The organism is Pseudomonas sp. L13 (genome assembly GCF_009935965.1).
GTDB lineage: Bacteria > Pseudomonadota > Gammaproteobacteria > Pseudomonadales > Pseudomonadaceae > Aquipseudomonas > Aquipseudomonas lactis.
Genome location: NZ_QODJ01000034.1, coordinates 1 through 14,127, shown reverse-complemented (window position 1 = coordinate 14,127; position 14,127 = coordinate 1). Strand labels below are relative to the sequence as shown.

At 61.1% G+C, this 14,127-nt stretch carries 12 protein-coding genes; 8 read left to right on the top strand and 4 right to left on the bottom strand.

The window, feature by feature from the left end:
* Window positions 1-21: 21 nt before the first annotated feature.
* On the bottom strand, window positions 22-1,449 hold the full coding sequence (sbcB, locus tag DK871_RS17505) for an exodeoxyribonuclease I (protein ID WP_161906030.1): 1,428 nt from the start codon (window positions 1,447-1,449) through the stop codon (window positions 22-24).
* A gap of 166 nt (window positions 1,450-1,615) precedes the next feature.
* Between sbcB and DK871_RS17500 the strand changes: the two genes are divergently transcribed.
* Genes DK871_RS17500 through DK871_RS17475 form a run of 6 tightly spaced genes read left to right on the top strand, consistent with a single transcriptional unit; the run spans window position 1,616 to window position 8,286 of the window.
* Window positions 1,616-2,308: an RDD family protein gene (locus DK871_RS17500; RefSeq protein ID WP_161906029.1), complete on the top strand. Its 693-nt coding sequence runs from the start codon at window positions 1,616-1,618 to the stop codon at window positions 2,306-2,308.
* Window positions 2,305-3,285: a stage II sporulation protein M gene (locus DK871_RS17495; RefSeq protein WP_161906027.1), complete on the top strand. Its 981-nt coding sequence runs from the start codon at window positions 2,305-2,307 to the stop codon at window positions 3,283-3,285. The genes DK871_RS17500 and DK871_RS17495 overlap by 4 nt, the downstream gene beginning before the upstream one ends.
* Window positions 3,272-4,801: a DUF4129 domain-containing protein gene (locus tag DK871_RS17490; protein WP_161906025.1), complete on the top strand. Its 1,530-nt coding sequence runs from the start codon at window positions 3,272-3,274 to the stop codon at window positions 4,799-4,801. The genes DK871_RS17495 and DK871_RS17490 overlap by 14 nt, the downstream gene beginning before the upstream one ends.
* Entirely contained in the window at window positions 4,798-5,955 is a 1,158-nt protein-coding gene (locus tag DK871_RS17485) for a DUF4350 domain-containing protein (RefSeq protein WP_161906023.1), read from the top strand. The genes DK871_RS17490 and DK871_RS17485 overlap by 4 nt, the downstream gene beginning before the upstream one ends.
* On the top strand, window positions 5,952-6,947 hold the full coding sequence (locus DK871_RS17480; protein ID WP_003193900.1) for a MoxR family ATPase: 996 nt from the start codon (window positions 5,952-5,954) through the stop codon (window positions 6,945-6,947). The genes DK871_RS17485 and DK871_RS17480 overlap by 4 nt, the downstream gene beginning before the upstream one ends.
* Window positions 6,948-6,954: 7 nt before the next feature.
* A complete protein-coding gene (locus tag DK871_RS17475; RefSeq protein ID WP_161906021.1) occupies window positions 6,955-8,286 on the top strand; it encodes a DUF58 domain-containing protein in 1,332 nt (443 codons plus the stop codon).
* A gap of 52 nt (window positions 8,287-8,338) precedes the next feature.
* On the opposite strand, the gene DK871_RS17470 is transcribed toward DK871_RS17475, so the two are convergent.
* On the bottom strand, window positions 8,339-8,698 hold the full coding sequence (locus tag DK871_RS17470) for a PilZ domain-containing protein (protein WP_161906019.1): 360 nt from the start codon (window positions 8,696-8,698) through the stop codon (window positions 8,339-8,341).
* 222 nt (window positions 8,699-8,920) lie between these two features.
* Window positions 8,921-9,295 (bottom strand): tol-pal system YbgF family protein, encoded by a 375-nt coding sequence (locus DK871_RS17465; RefSeq protein WP_003193903.1) that lies wholly within the window; start codon window positions 9,293-9,295, stop codon window positions 8,921-8,923.
* A gap of 173 nt (window positions 9,296-9,468) precedes the next feature.
* Between DK871_RS17465 and pyk the strand changes: the two genes are divergently transcribed.
* Window positions 9,469-10,920 (top strand): pyruvate kinase, encoded by a 1,452-nt coding sequence (gene pyk / locus DK871_RS17460; RefSeq protein WP_003193904.1) that lies wholly within the window; start codon window positions 9,469-9,471, stop codon window positions 10,918-10,920.
* A gap of 255 nt (window positions 10,921-11,175) precedes the next feature.
* Here the strand turns inward: pyk and DK871_RS17455 are convergent, their stop codons facing one another.
* Window positions 11,176-12,108, bottom strand: coding sequence for an iron-sulfur-binding ferredoxin reductase (locus DK871_RS17455; protein ID WP_161906017.1), 933 nt, complete (start codon window positions 12,106-12,108; stop codon window positions 11,176-11,178).
* 303 nt (window positions 12,109-12,411) lie between these two features.
* On the opposite strand from DK871_RS17455, the gene DK871_RS17450 reads away from it, so the two are divergent.
* Window positions 12,412-13,935 carry a fumarate hydratase gene (locus tag DK871_RS17450; protein WP_003193907.1) on the top strand — a complete coding sequence of 508 codons (1,524 nt, stop codon included), beginning with the start codon at window positions 12,412-12,414 and terminating at the stop codon, window positions 13,933-13,935.
* Window positions 13,936-14,127: the final 192 nt, after the last annotated feature.

Below are 14,127 nucleotides of genomic sequence, written 5' to 3'. Positions count from 1 at the left end.
GAATATTCTGTAGTTATGTGCCTACAGATTCAGGCGCGCCGCCAAGGAATCTACATAGTCCTGCCATTGCGCCAGTACCTGACACTGAAACGATGTAGCACTAACCGCCAACTCCTCACGCGCCTGCTTAAATCCCAACAGGGTATTCGGCGCCCCCCACTGCGCATCCGACAAACGTTGCTGACAGAAAAGTTTCCAGCGTTGTTGCTCCTCATTGTTCAAGGTTTCAGGAAAGTTACGCGCCCTGTAGCGAAATAATAATTCCGGCAAACGATGATCATCGAACGGCCACTGCTGACGGGCCAACTGCGCTGGCTCCGCCATGCGAACTTGCTCACATAAACGACGGTCACGGTCACCAATAAAACCATCGTAGAGCTGCTGCTCCGGGTCGGCGTTCGGCGCAAAGTCTTCCTCGGCATAAATGGCCGCTAACTTGTCCCGCCAAACTTCCTGTGCGTCAGTTAGCCGCAGCGCCCGCGCAAGGCAAGCCTCCTTATCCAATTGCAGGCGCTCCAGGTCTTGCGGGCGCAGCACCTTTAACGGCGCGACCACCGGGCAGCGGTTGATATGCAGCAACTTGAGCGGCACCGGCAGCTCACCTTCGGCCAATTCATCGCGGCGCGTGTAAAGGCGCTGGCGCAGGGTCGCCGCATCCAGGTCCAACAGCCCTTGTGGATCAAGCCCCAGGTCACAGACGATCAAGGCGTTACGATTGCGCGGGTGCCAGGCCAAGGGCAAGACCACGCCCAGGTAATGGCGCTCGGCAGAAAAACGCCCAGAGATATGCACCATCGGTTGCAGCAACCGCACCTGATCCATGACCCGCTGTTTGCTGCGCAGTTGAAACAGCCATTCATACAGCTTCGGTTGTTTGTCTCGGACCAACCGCGCCAGGGCGATGGTTGCACGCACATCCGACAACGCATCATGGGCCTGGCCATGGTCGATGCCGTTGGCCTCGGTCAAGCGTTCGAGCTTGAGGGTCACACGCCCGTCCTGCTCAGGCCAGTTGATGCCCTCCGGCCGCAGGGCGTAGGCGGTGCGCATGACATCGATCAAGTCCCAACGACTGTTGCCGCCCTGCCACTCGCGCGCATACGGGTCGAAAAAATTGCGGTACAGACTGTAGCGCGTCATTTCATCGTCAAATCGCAGGGTGTTGTAGCCGGCGCCGCAGGTACCTGGCGCGGCCAGCTCGGCGTGCACCCGAGTCATGAAATCGGCTTCGGCAAGGCCCTTCTCGGCGAGGATACCCGGCGTGATACCCGTGATCGCACAGGCTGCCGGATGAGGCAGGATATCGTCGCTGGGCTGGCAATAAAGATTGATCGGCGCACCGACCTCATTGAGCTCAAGGTCGGTGCGGATACCGGCTACCTGGAGCGGACGATCGTTGCGCGGGTTGATGCCGGTGGTTTCATAGTCGTACCAGAAAATCGAGGTCACGGGCTATTCCTGTGCTGAAGACCGACAAAGTCTAGGCGCTGCAAGGCGTTTGGGGCCAGCGATACCTTACTGTATAAATATCCAGAAAAACCTCGGGTGGTTGCTTCCATCCTCGACACTGCTAGCATCCGTGTTTCTAAGTCGCCTCGCACTGCCAAGGATCGCAATGCCATCAACGCCTTTGGATACCCACTATCAGATAGAAACACCGGAGGGCATCGACCTGCCCCTGCGCCCTGCTGGCCTGCCCTCCCGGGCATTGGCGTTTGCATTCGACCTGGGCGTGCGCGGGATCATCATGGGTATCCTGCTGGTGCCGCTGGCGTTGCTCGGCAATGTGGGGGTCGGGCTGGGTTCGCTGCTGTTGTTCCTGGTGAGCTGGTGGTACATGGTGCTGTTCGAAGTGCTCAACCAGGGCTGCTCGCCGGGCAAGCAGGTCATGGGTCTGCGCGTGGTGCAGGATGACGGCACGCCCATCGGCTGGTCGGCATCGCTGATCCGCAACCTGCTGCGTTTTGTCGACATGCTGCCCTTCGGTTATTTCCTCGGCGCGATCAGCTGCCTGCAGCATCCGCACTTCAAGCGGCTCGGCGATCTTGCCGCCGGTACGCTGGTGGTGTACCGCAAACTGCCGCTGGCACGCCCAAGCATCCCTCAAGCACCCGCCCTGCGCCTGCCCTTCGCACTGGCGTTGAGCGAACAGCGGGCCATCCTCGGTTTCGCCGAACGCCAGGCCGAGCTCTCGGCCGAACGGGTGCATGAACTGGCCGCCATTCTGGCAGAGCCCCTGCAGGTGTCTGCACCGCGTGCCGTGGAGCAACTCAACGGTGTAGCCCGTGGTTTGTTGGGGCCGACATGAAGCAGAGCCTTTTTGAAAGCCGCCACCAGCGCCAATGGCAAACCTTCGCCGAGCAGTTGACGCAACTGGAGCAAGGTAAAGCCAAGGCCGCCGACGTTGCCGACTTCCCGCATCAATATCGACGCCTGTGCCAACACCTGGCCCTGGCTCAGCAACGCGGCTACAGCAGTTACCTGGTCGACCCGTTGCAACAACTGGCACTGCGCGGCCATCAACAACTGTATCGCCATCGCAGCCAACTGACGGCAAACATACTTTCGTTTCTTCTGGCCGACTTCCCGCGCCTGGTACGCGAACAGTGGCGCTTCGTGCTGATCGCCAGCCTGCTGTTCTTTGGCAGCCTGGTGGGGATAGCCCTGCTGGTGTACCTGTTCCCCGATCTGGTCTACAGCATCATCAGCCCCCAGCAAGTGACCGAGATGCAGGGCATGTACAACCCCGACGCCAGCCGCTTGGGCCGTGCTGCCGAACGTGCCTCCAGCGAAGACTGGATGATGTTTGGCTATTACGTGATGCACAACATCGGCATCGCCTTCCAGACCTTTGCCGCCGGCCTGTTGTTCGGCCTGGGCAGTATGTTCTTCCTGATTTTCAACGGTCTGGTCATAGGTGCGGTCTCCGGGCACCTTACCGACATCGGCTACGGCCAAATCTTCTGGTCGTTTGTCATTGGTCACGGCGCATTCGAGTTGAGCGCCATCACACTGGCCGGTGCCGCGGGCTTGCAACTGGGCTGGTCACTGGTCGCCCCCGGGCGCTTGGCGCGCAGCGAGGCCCTGCGCCTGGCCGCGCGCAAAAGCGTACGGATGCTTTGCGGTGTCATGGTCTTCCTGTTGATCGCAGCCTTTATCGAAGCCTACTGGTCCTCAACCACACGCATTGAGCCCTGGATCAAATACGCAGTAGGCGTCGCGCTCTGGCTGCTGGTGGCCGCTTACCTGACCCTGGCCGGGCGGAGTCGCCATGCGCCTGACTGACGCCAGCGTAGTGATTCGCCCGCGCACTTCCTGGGAAGCAATGGACCTGGGGGTGCTGATGGCCAGGGAACACCGCGCCCTGCTGATGGGCAGTTGGGCGCTGGTGAGCCTGCCGGTATTCAGCCTGTTGACGGTGCTGCTCTGGAATTACCCGTCTTTGGCCATGTTCCTGTTCTGGTGGCTCAAGCCGGCCTTCGACCGCTTGCCGTTGTACATTCTGTCCAAGGCCCTGTTTGGTGAGCCCCCCAGCCTCAAACAGGCCGTTCGCCATTGGCCGCAATTGCTCAAGGGGCAACTGTTCGCCAGCCTGACCTGGCGGCGGCTGAGCATGAGCCGCAGCTTCACCCTGCCCGTCAGCCAACTGGAAGGCCTGGATGGTGACGCCCGTCAACGGCGCCTTGGGGTGTTGCTGCAACGCAACGCTGGCGCCGCACGCTGGCTGACGACCATCGGCGTGCACTTGGAAATCGGCCTGTGGTTTGGCGCCATGGCCCTGTTCTATCTCTTCATCCCGCAACAGATCGAACTGGACTGGGACTGGCAACGGCTGATATTGGCGTCAGGCTCGGGCGTGCTTTGGCTGGAGCACCTGAGCAATGCCTTCTACGCCCTGATCCTGGTGTTCTGGGAACCCATCTATGTCGCCTGTGGCTTCAGCCTGTACCTCAACCGCCGCACGGTGTTGGAGGCCTGGGACCTGGAACTGGTATTCCGTCGCCTGCGCCAGCGCCTGAGCAACGTCACAGCGCTGTTGTTGCTGGTCGTCGGCTTGGCGCTGCTACACGTCAGCCCACCCGCCATGGCAGATGAAGCCACAGCCCATAAACCCCTCAGCACCCAGGCCGCCAGCCAATCCATCCAGGCATTGCTGAAAAAGCCCCCCTTCAAGAACCCGGAAACCGTCACACGCTATCGGTTTGGCGAAGAAAAAACGTCGGTTAAAAACACGGCCAAGGGCGACGGCAGGTTACCTGGCTGGCTCCAGGCACTGCTCGACAACTTCAACAGCGACACTTTCAAATACGTCGCCAAAACCTTGGAAGTACTCCTCTGGAGCCTTGTGATTGGCGGCCTGGCCCTGGTGTGCTGGCGTTACCGTGAATGGTTGCGCACGTTCGTCAGCCGCCTTGGGCCCACTCGCACGGCCGCTCCCTCGCCCGTTCCCGCCCAGCTGTTCGGGCTGGAGCTGGGCACCGAGACATTGCCCCAAGACATCGCCAGTACCGCCGAACAGCTATGGCCCACCCAGCCCCGGGAAGCTCTTGGCCTGCTGTATCGCGGGTTGCTCAGCCGGCTATTGCATGAGTTCGACCTGCCACTGACAAACGCCGATACCGAGGGGCAGGTGCTGGAACGTGTTCATCATTTGCAACAACCGCAGTTACTTGCGTTCAGCGACGAACTGACACGCCACTGGCAAAACCTGGCCTATGGTCACCGTCTGCCGCCTTCTTCAGCCCAACAAAAACTGTGCAGCGATTGGCGTGCTCTTTTCAGTGACGGAGCGGGCCAATGAATCGGACGTTATGGTGGGTAGCGCTGCTACTGGCATGCCTGTTGGGTGCGGGCGGCCTATATGCCTGGCACAAGGCAATTCCCTACGAGGAAGTGGTAGATCGCGGCCCGTCGCCAGAGGCACGCGCCAACCCTTACCTGGCCGCCGAGCACTTTCTGCGCCAGCAAGGCGTGGTGGTGGCGCATGCCAATGGCCTTGAACGACTCGCCGAGCTGCCCGCCAAAGGCCATAGCCTGTTGCTGCTGGGGGAGCGCAGCAACATGACCCCACGCCAGGTCGAACAACTGCTGGGCTGGGCAAAAGCCGGCGGCCACCTGCTCGTGGTCGCCGAGGCATTATGGGATGAAGAAACCGGCACCAGCGGTGACCTGTTGCTTGATAGTCTCACTGTCCGCCAAACCTTGAGCGACACCTTCGACGAACCCGCGCCACCGCGTAAAAAAACCAAGCCGGACCTGACCAAGCTGTATGTCGACAACGAAACGGCACCGGCCTATTTCAGTTTTGACACCGACTTCAACCTCACCGACCCCAAGCACCTGGCGCAGTTTTCCGCCAACAGCGCCAAGTCCAGCCACCTGATGCAACTTGACCTGGGGCAAGGCCGCGTAACGGTGATCACCGACAGCGACCTGTGGAAAACCGCAGATATCGGCAAACATGATAACGCCTGGTTGCTGTGGTATCTGAACCAGGGCACTGACGTCACCTTGCTGTTCAACAACGACACAGACGACCTGTTTACCCTGTTGTTGCGTTATTTCCCCCAGGCCCTGGTCGCCCTGATTGCGCTGGTTGCCCTGGGGCTGTGGCAGACAGGCATGCGCCACGGCCCAGTCCAGGCACCGGCGCCCAAAGCGCGTCGCCAGCTGCAGGAACACTTGAAGGCCAGCGCGGATTTCCTGTTGCGCCGCAGTGGCCAGGGCACGTTGTTGAAAGCCTTGCAACACGACATTCTGCGCGCAGCCCGGCGACGCCATCCTGGTTTCGAACACCTCGATGCGCCAGGGCAACGCCAAGTGCTGGAACACCTTACGCGACAACCCCCTCATATCATCAGCCAGGCGCTTGAGCCCGTTGCGCTGAAGCGGCTCTCCAGTGCCGACTTCAGCCGACAGGTGGCGCACCTGCAAACCCTCAGGAATGCCTTATGAGCGACTCTCCATTGGCCACCGCCCTGACCGCCGAGAACCTCCAGCATGCCAGCCAGCAGGCCCAGGCGCTGCGCGTGGAATTGCGCAAGGCCGTGATTGGCCAGGACCTTGTGATTGACGACGTGCTCACCGCTCTGATCGCAGGCGGTCACGTACTGCTGGAAGGCGTGCCTGGCCTGGGCAAGACCTTGCTGGTACGCGCCCTGGCCCGCTGCTTTGGCGGTGATTTCGCGCGTATCCAGTTCACCCCGGACCTGATGCCCAGCGATGTCACCGGCCACGCCGTGTACGACTTGCAGACCGAACAGTTCAAACTGCGCAAGGGGCCATTATTCACCCACCTGTTGCTGGCCGACGAGATCAACCGTGCACCGGCCAAGACCCAGGCAGCGCTTCTCGAAGCCATGCAGGAACGTCAAGTGACCCTTGAGGGTGAGGCATTACCCATCGGCCAACCCTTCATGGTGCTGGCGACCCAGAACCCCATCGAGCAGGAAGGCACCTACCCACTGCCCGAGGCCGAGCTGGACCGCTTCATGCTCAAGGTGCGAATGGACTACCCAGATGCTCTACAAGAGCTGGATATGGTCCGCGAAGTGACGCGCTCGTCCAAGGCCGACATGCTGGAGGTACAGCCGTTGCGTACGGTGCTGCAAGCCGAGGACGTAGTAACGATGCAGCAAATTGCCAGTGACCTGCCGTTGGATGAGCAGGTGCTCGACTACGCCGTGCGCCTGGCCCGTGCCACGCGCAGTTGGCCGGGGCTGGCCATCGGTGCCGGCCCCAGGGCCTCCATTGCCCTGGTTCGCGGGGCACGTGCCCGTGCGCTGTTGCGCGGTGGCGAATTCGTCACCCCCGACGACATCAAGGGCTGCGCCCTGGCGGTACTGCGTCACCGGGTACGCATCGCACCAGAACTGGACATCGACGGCCTTGAAGTCGACCAGGTGCTCCAGCAGTTACTCGACCAGATTGCAGCACCAAGGCAATGACGCCGTTATGAAACCGACTCGTCTGCTGCTGACCTGGCTGGGTGTTCTGCTCGGCTTGAACATCTTGTTGGGCGCCTCGGCAGCGTTGCAATTCCAAGTGCCCGCCACCTTGCATTCGGTAGCCTGGGGCCTGCTGCTGGCCCTGTTGCTGCTGGCGATGCTGGATGCCGCACGCTTGCGTCGCCGCCCCTCGGCCCGCGTGTACAGGGCATTGCCTGGTAGCCTGGCGCTGGGGCGCTGGGAAGAAATACGCCTGTGCCTGGAGCACGACTACCCGCAACCACTGACCGTGCAAGTGTTCGATCACGTGCCCGATGGCCTGGCTGTGGAGAACCTGCCTCAATCCATTCAACTACGCCCCGGTGAACGCGCTGAGCTGGGCTATCGCGTGCGCCCCTTGCGGCGCGGGCACTTCCATTTCCGTCGCTGCGAACTGCTGCTGCCCAGCCCATTGGGGCTGTGGTCGGCACGACGCTGGGTCGACACCCACGATGCCACCCGCGTTTACCCGGATTTCGCACGCTTATACGGTGCGCAGTTGCGGGGTGTGGATAACTGGCTGAGCCAACTGGGCGTGCGCCAACATCAGCGGCGAGGATTGGGCCTGGAGTTTCACCAGCTGCGCGAGTTTCGTGAAGGCGACAGCTTGCGTCAGATCGACTGGAAAGCCACCGCCCGCCAACGTACGCCCATTGCCCGGGAATACCAGGATGAGCGCGACCAGCAAATCGTGTTCATGCTCGATTGCGGCCAGCACATGCGCAGCCAGGATGATGAGCTGCCCCATTTCGACCACGCCCTCAACGCCTGCCTGCTGCTCAGTTATGTCGCCTTGCGCCAGGGCGATGCCGTAGGGCTGTGCACGTTTGCCAGCGACCAGCCGCGCTACCTGAAGCCGGTCAAGGGCAGTGGCCAATTGAACCTGTTGCTCAATGCGGTCTACGACCTGCAGACCACGCGAAAAACCACCGACTACCAGGCTGCCGCCAACCAATTGCTGGCACGGCAAAAACGCCGGGCACTGGTGATTATCGTCACCAACCTGCGGGATGAGGAGGATGAAGCCTTGATGGCCGCTGTCCAGCGTATCGGTAGGCATCACCGGGTACTGGTGGCCAGCCTGAGGGAAGAGGTCCTCGACCAACTACGCCAGGCCCCGGTGCAAACATTGCCCGAAGCGCTGGCTTACTGCGGCACGGTCGATTACCTCAACACCCGCAACCAACGCCATGATCGCTTGAGTGCCCATGGGCTCTCGGTGCTGGATACCTTGCCATCGGCGCTGGGTGCCGGGCTGGTCACGCGCTATCTGGAATGGAAAAAGGCCGGGGTATTCTGAGGATGACTGCGCAGGGCCATGGCCAGGAAACAGCCACGACCCCACGCATAATTCAGACAGAGGCCTGCAAAGGATAAAAGCTGAAGTACTGCAACAGCGCGTTGATCAGATGCCGGTACTCTTCGGGTGCCTCAAGCACGCTGAACCCCGAGTCGTAATGCTGCGGGGTGACATCTTCGTGGCTCCACAAGCAGGTTGCCGTGAGGTCAATCGCCTTGAGCTCGCCTTGAGCCACCGGCACTTTCAAGCGCAGCTCGAAATCCACCTCGGTCATCATGGGTAACGAGCTGATCAGCATCAGACCGTTTTCAGACACATTTCCAAGAAAGCCGATAGGCTTGTCAGTAATACGATTGAACACCTGCAAAAAATACGGCAGTTGATGCCGTTCGATCCTTCGTTCGGTAAACATGGTGAAGTCGCCATCCAATAGCCAAAAATCTGGCCGTGCCAGTGATTCGGAACAAGCTATCGCTCGCTCTCCCTGGATCTCGGTGTGACAACAGGTACCGCTTGTCACCAAACAGCTGCCGAATCCGGGCCTTGCATCCGTTCGAATGGGAAACTGCACAAACAGACATTCAAAGATTAGCCCAAGACTGGCGACCGGCCAGCTCTGAAGCGACAAATACCCTTACAGCGACGCAGGCCGTGGTTTTGCCAGGCCTGCAGCCGGCAGATGCCCCAATTGTTGCAAGGTATCGAGCCGCGCGCGGGCTCGATAGGCGTACTCGCTCGACGGGTAGTGGCCGATGATGAACTGATAGGTCTGTGCGGCATCGACAAACAGTTTCTGGCGTTCCAGGCACTGCCCGCGCAACATCGAAACCTCCGGTTGCACGTAGCGGCGGGTACGGCTCTCGCGATCGACCTGGGACAACTCCAGGGTGACACGCTGGCAATCACCGACCCCATAGGCGCGGTAAGCGTTGTTCAAATGGTGGTCCATCGACCAGCGGGTACAGCCGACAACACTGACGGCCAGGGCAGCAACGAGCAAAATTCGCATGGGGTTCTCCTGTCTTGTGCAGTGTATCGACCCCTGGTCGAAAATCTTCAAGGCGTTTGCCCATTCAACCGCAGCCAAAACAAGCCAATCGTCGATAAGTAGTGCAAACGAACAATGACTACAACGAAAGAGCATAGTAGCCTTCCCCAGCGCTAGAACTCAGGAGTCCGTGCATGTCCGTCCGTCGTACCAAAATCGTCGCCACCCTTGGCCCGGCCAGTAACTCGCCGGAAGTCCTCGAACAGCTGATTCTGGCTGGTTTGGACGTCGCCCGTCTGAACTTCTCCCACGGCACCCCGGACGAGCACAAGGCTCGCGCCAAGCTGGTGCGTGACCTCGCCGCCAAGCATGGCCGCTTCGTTGCACTCTTGGGCGACCTGCAAGGCCCGAAAATCCGTATCGCCAAATTCACCAACAAGCGGATCGAGCTGAAGATAGGTGACAAGTTCACCTTCTCCACCAGCCACCCGCTGACCGAAGGTACCCAGGACGTGGTGGGCATCGACTACCCGGACCTGGTCAAGGACTGCGGCGTCGGTGACGAGCTGCTGCTGGACGACGGCCGTGTGGTCATGCGCGTCGACACTGCCACGCCGACCGAACTGAACTGCACCGTGATCATCGGCGGCCCGCTGTCCGACCACAAAGGCATCAACCGTCGCGGTGGTGGCCTGACGGCGCCGGCCCTGACTGAAAAAGACAAGGCCGACATCAAGCTCGCCGCCGAAATGGAAGTGGACTACCTCGCCGTGTCCTTCCCGCGCGACGCCGCCGACATGGAATACGCCCGTAAACTGCGCGACGAAGCAGGCGGTACCGCCTGGTTGGTAGCGAAGATCGAACGTGCTGAAGCCGTGGCCGACGATGAAACCCTCGACGGCCTGATCAAGGCTTCCGATGCCGTGATGGTTGCCCGTGGCGACCTGGGCGTGGAAATCGGTGACGCCGAGCTGATCGGTATCCAGAAGAAGATCATCCTGCACGCACGCCGTCACAACAAAGCGGTGATCGTTGCGACCCAGATGATGGAGTCGATGATCCAGAACCCGATGCCGACCCGTGCCGAAGTATCCGACGTGGCCAACGCCGTGCTCGACTACACCGACGCCGTGATGCTCTCGGCTGAAAGTGCTGCTGGCCCGTACCCGCTGGAGGCCGTGCAGGCCATGGCGCGTATCTGCGTCGGTGCTGAAAAGCACCCGACCAGCAAGACCTCCAGCCACCGCATCGGCAAGGTATTCGAAAGCTGCGACCAGAGCATCGCCCTGGCCGCCATGTACACCGCCAACCACTTCCCGGGGGTCAAGGCCATCATCGCCTTGACCGAAAGTGGCTACACGCCGTTGATCATGTCGCGCATCCGCTCCTCGGTGCCGATCTACGCGTTCACCCCACACCGCGAAGCCCAGGCCCGCGCGGCCATGTTCCGTGGCGTGTACACCATCCCGTTCGACCCGGCGTCGCTGGCACCGAACGAAGTCAGCCAGAAGGCGATCGACGAGCTGGTTAAACGCGGCGTTGTGGAAAAAGGCGACTGGGTCATCCTGACCAAGGGCGACAGCTACCACACCACCGGTGGCACCAATGGCATGAAGATCCTGCATGTGGGCGACCCGCAGGTCTGAGTGACAGGCTGAAAAACAAAAGCCCCGCCATGTGAATGGCGGGGCTTTTTGCATTTGAAGCGGGTAGATTGCCTACGCCTATCTACCTGACACCCCGCTACCCAAATGTGGGAGCTGGCTTGCCTGCGATGGCGGTTTGTCGGGTACATATCCATTCCTGTAGAACCGGATATGTACCCGGTCAGATCCAACATCCTGGTCGGCTGTCAGGTCGCCATCGCAGGCAAGCCAGCTCCCACAGTTAACGGCGCATGCTCAGCAACCGGACAGAAACACATCCGCCAGCAATTGATTACGCGGCAGTCCCGCCAGGAACAAGCGCTTGGAAAACGCCTCGACGCTGGCAGGATGTCCGCAAAGCAAGGCCAGGGTTTGCCGGGACGCGAGCCGCAGTTGCGCCAATGCCGGCTGCAACTGCGCCGCGGTCCATAGCTCCACGGTCAGGTTCCCATGCTGCGCGGCAAGCGCTGCGAGGGGTTCCGCCAGATAATGAGCCTCGGCCTCATGGGCCAGGTGAATCACGCGAATGTCGCCCTGGTGATCCTGACGCAGCGCCTCGCGCAACACGCCCCATAACGGCCCCAGGCCTGTACCGGAAGCCAGCAGCCACAATGGCCGCGATTGCCAGTCGGGATCATAGTGCAGCGCTCCACCCCGCAGTTCGCCCAGGCGTAGAGGCTCACCGACCTTGAACTGTCGCGCGGCATCGCTGAATGCACCAGGCTGGCGGCACTCGATATGGAACTCCAGGTACGGCTCTTCCTGGGGCAAGCTCGCCAGGGAATAAGGGCGCGCCACCTGCCCCGCCCACAGCACCAGATGCTGCCCGGCGCTGTAACGCAGGGCACGTTCGGGTTGCAGGCGCAGGCGCAGTACCGTCGAACTCAGCCAATCGGCGCCCACCACCTGGGCGGGCAGGCCATCACGCTGAGGGTCAAACGCTTCGACCTTCAGGTTTGCACTGACCCGGCACTGGCACGCCAGGCGCCAACCTTGCTGGCGCTGCGTCGGGCTCAGGGCTTCGGGCTGCAGGTCGTCAACCTCACCCTCGCAACGCACCAGGCACGCATGGCAACTGCCGGCTCGGCAACTGAAGGGCACGGCCACGCCTGCCTGATTCAAGGCATCCAGCAGGTTGCTGCCGGAGGTGACCGACCAGTGGCGTTCGCCGACGTACAGTTCAGGCATAACGCCGTCACCTCTCTAGGTAGGAGCGAGCTTGCTCGCGAAGATCGCTAACGATAACGCGGACAACCAGATGAAACCCACCAGATTCACGCTTTTCGCGAGCAAGCTCGCTCCTACAGATAACCGGGCCGGGCATTCGTGACCATAGTCGGGTGTATCGGCCACCGTGCCGGGTTATACTGCCGCGCCTTTTTAGCGTCGCGCCTGCACCATTCTGGCGTGCCTTGGAAAGATGGCTTCAGCCGACCGATGCAACACTGACGCCATCTTTATTGAATGTTCCCTTATAGAGGAGCGCGACTCATGACCGTGATCAAGCAAGACGACCTGATTCAGAGCGTTGCCGACGCCCTGCAATTCATTTCCTACTACCACCCCGTTGACTTCATCCAGGCCATGCACGAAGCCTACCTGCGCGAAGAATCGCCGGCGGCCCGTGACTCCATCGCCCAGATCCTGATCAACTCGCGCATGTGTGCCACCGGCCATCGCCCGATCTGCCAGGACACCGGCATCGTCACCGTGTTCGTGCGCGTGGGTATGGACGTGCGTTGGGATGGCGCCACCATGGGCCTGGACGACATGATCAACGAAGGCGTGCGTCGCGCCTACAACCTGCCGGAAAACGTCCTGCGCGCCTCGATCCTCGCCGACCCGGCCGGTGCCCGCAAGAACACCAAGGACAACACCCCAGCGGTCATCCACTACTCCATCGTCCCGGGCAACACCGTGGAAGTGGACGTGGCGGCCAAGGGTGGCGGTTCCGAGAACAAGTCGAAAATGGCCATGCTCAACCCGTCCGACTCGATCGTTGACTGGGTGCTCAAGACCGTTCCGACCATGGGCGCCGGCTGGTGCCCACCGGGCATGCTCGGCATCGGCATCGGCGGCACCGCCGAGAAAGCCGCGGTAATGGCCAAGGAAGTGTTGATGGAGTCCATCGACATCCACGAGCTGAAAAAGCGCGGCCCGCAGAACCGTATCGAAGAAATGCGCCTGGAGCTGTTCGAGAAGGTCAACCAACTGGGCATCGGCGCCCAGGGCCTGGGTGGCCTGACCACTGTACTCGACGTGAAGATCATGGACTACCCGACCCACGCCGCTTCCCTGCCGGTGTGCATGATCCCCAACTGCGCCGCCACCCGTCACGCGCACTTCGTGCTCGACGGTTCGGGCCCGGCGTCGCTGGAAGCGCCACCGTTGGACGCCTACCCCGAAATCGTCTGGGAAGCCGGCCCATCGGCCCGTCGCGTCAACCTCGACACCCTGACCCCGGAAGAAGTGCAGAGCTGGAAGCCGGGCGAAACCGTACTGCTCAACGGCAAGATGCTCACCGGTCGCGACGCGGCGCACAAGCGCATGGTCGAGATGCTGAACAAGGGCGAAACCTTGCCGGTGGACCTCAAGGGCCGCTTTATCTACTACGTCGGCCCGGTTGATCCGGTGCGCGAAGAAGTGGTTGGCCCTGCTGGCCCGACCACCGCGACGCGGATGGACAAGTTCACCCGCCAGATCCTCGAGCAAACCGGCCTGTTGGGCATGATCGGCAAATCCGAGCGCGGCCCGACCGCCATCGAAGCGATCAAGGACCACAAGGCCGTATACCTGATGGCCGTGGGCGGCGCCGCTTACCTGGTGGCCCAAGCCATCAAGAAGTCGCGCGTGGTTGCCTTCGCCGAACTGGGCATGGAAGCCATCTACGAGTTCGACGTCAAAGACATGCCGGTCACCGTTGCAGTGGACAGCAAAGGCGAGTCCGTCCACATCACCGGTCCTGCCATCTGGCAGAAAAAGATCAGTGACAGCCTGGCGGTAGAAGTGCAGTAAGCACTGTCTCCACAAGCATAAAGGCGACTGCGGCCCCATGGCCCAGTCGCCTTTTTTATGCCTGAAGCAAGGGAGCTGCTCTTGCTCTTGCTCTTGCTCTTGCTCTTGCTCTTGCTCTGCTTTTGATCTCAGGCGCCCCGTTAAACCACGCTGGCCGAACGCAGGCTTGAATTCGTGGGTAACCCGGCAGGA

Excerpts from the sequence above, each read along its gene's own strand:
- DK871_RS17500 (WP_161906029.1), top strand. The coding sequence starts at position 1,616 with ATGCCATCAACGCCTTTGGATACCCACTATCAGATAGAAACACCGGAG.
- DK871_RS17495 (WP_161906027.1), top strand. The coding sequence starts at position 2,305 with ATGAAGCAGAGCCTTTTTGAAAGCCGCCACCAGCGCCAATGGCAAACC.
- DK871_RS17490 (WP_161906025.1), top strand. The coding sequence starts at position 3,272 with ATGCGCCTGACTGACGCCAGCGTAGTGATTCGCCCGCGCACTTCCTGG.
- DK871_RS17485 (WP_161906023.1), top strand. The coding sequence starts at position 4,798 with ATGAATCGGACGTTATGGTGGGTAGCGCTGCTACTGGCATGCCTGTTG.
- DK871_RS17480 (WP_003193900.1), top strand. The coding sequence starts at position 5,952 with ATGAGCGACTCTCCATTGGCCACCGCCCTGACCGCCGAGAACCTCCAG.
- DK871_RS17475 (WP_161906021.1), top strand. The coding sequence starts at position 6,955 with ATGAAACCGACTCGTCTGCTGCTGACCTGGCTGGGTGTTCTGCTCGGC.
- DK871_RS17470 (WP_161906019.1), bottom strand. The coding sequence starts at position 8,698 with ATGTTTACCGAACGAAGGATCGAACGGCATCAACTGCCGTATTTTTTG.
- DK871_RS17465 (WP_003193903.1), bottom strand. The coding sequence starts at position 9,295 with ATGCGAATTTTGCTCGTTGCTGCCCTGGCCGTCAGTGTTGTCGGCTGT.
- pyk (WP_003193904.1), top strand. The coding sequence starts at position 9,469 with ATGTCCGTCCGTCGTACCAAAATCGTCGCCACCCTTGGCCCGGCCAGT.
- DK871_RS17455 (WP_161906017.1), bottom strand. The coding sequence starts at position 12,108 with ATGCCTGAACTGTACGTCGGCGAACGCCACTGGTCGGTCACCTCCGGC.
- DK871_RS17450 (WP_003193907.1), top strand. The coding sequence starts at position 12,412 with ATGACCGTGATCAAGCAAGACGACCTGATTCAGAGCGTTGCCGACGCC.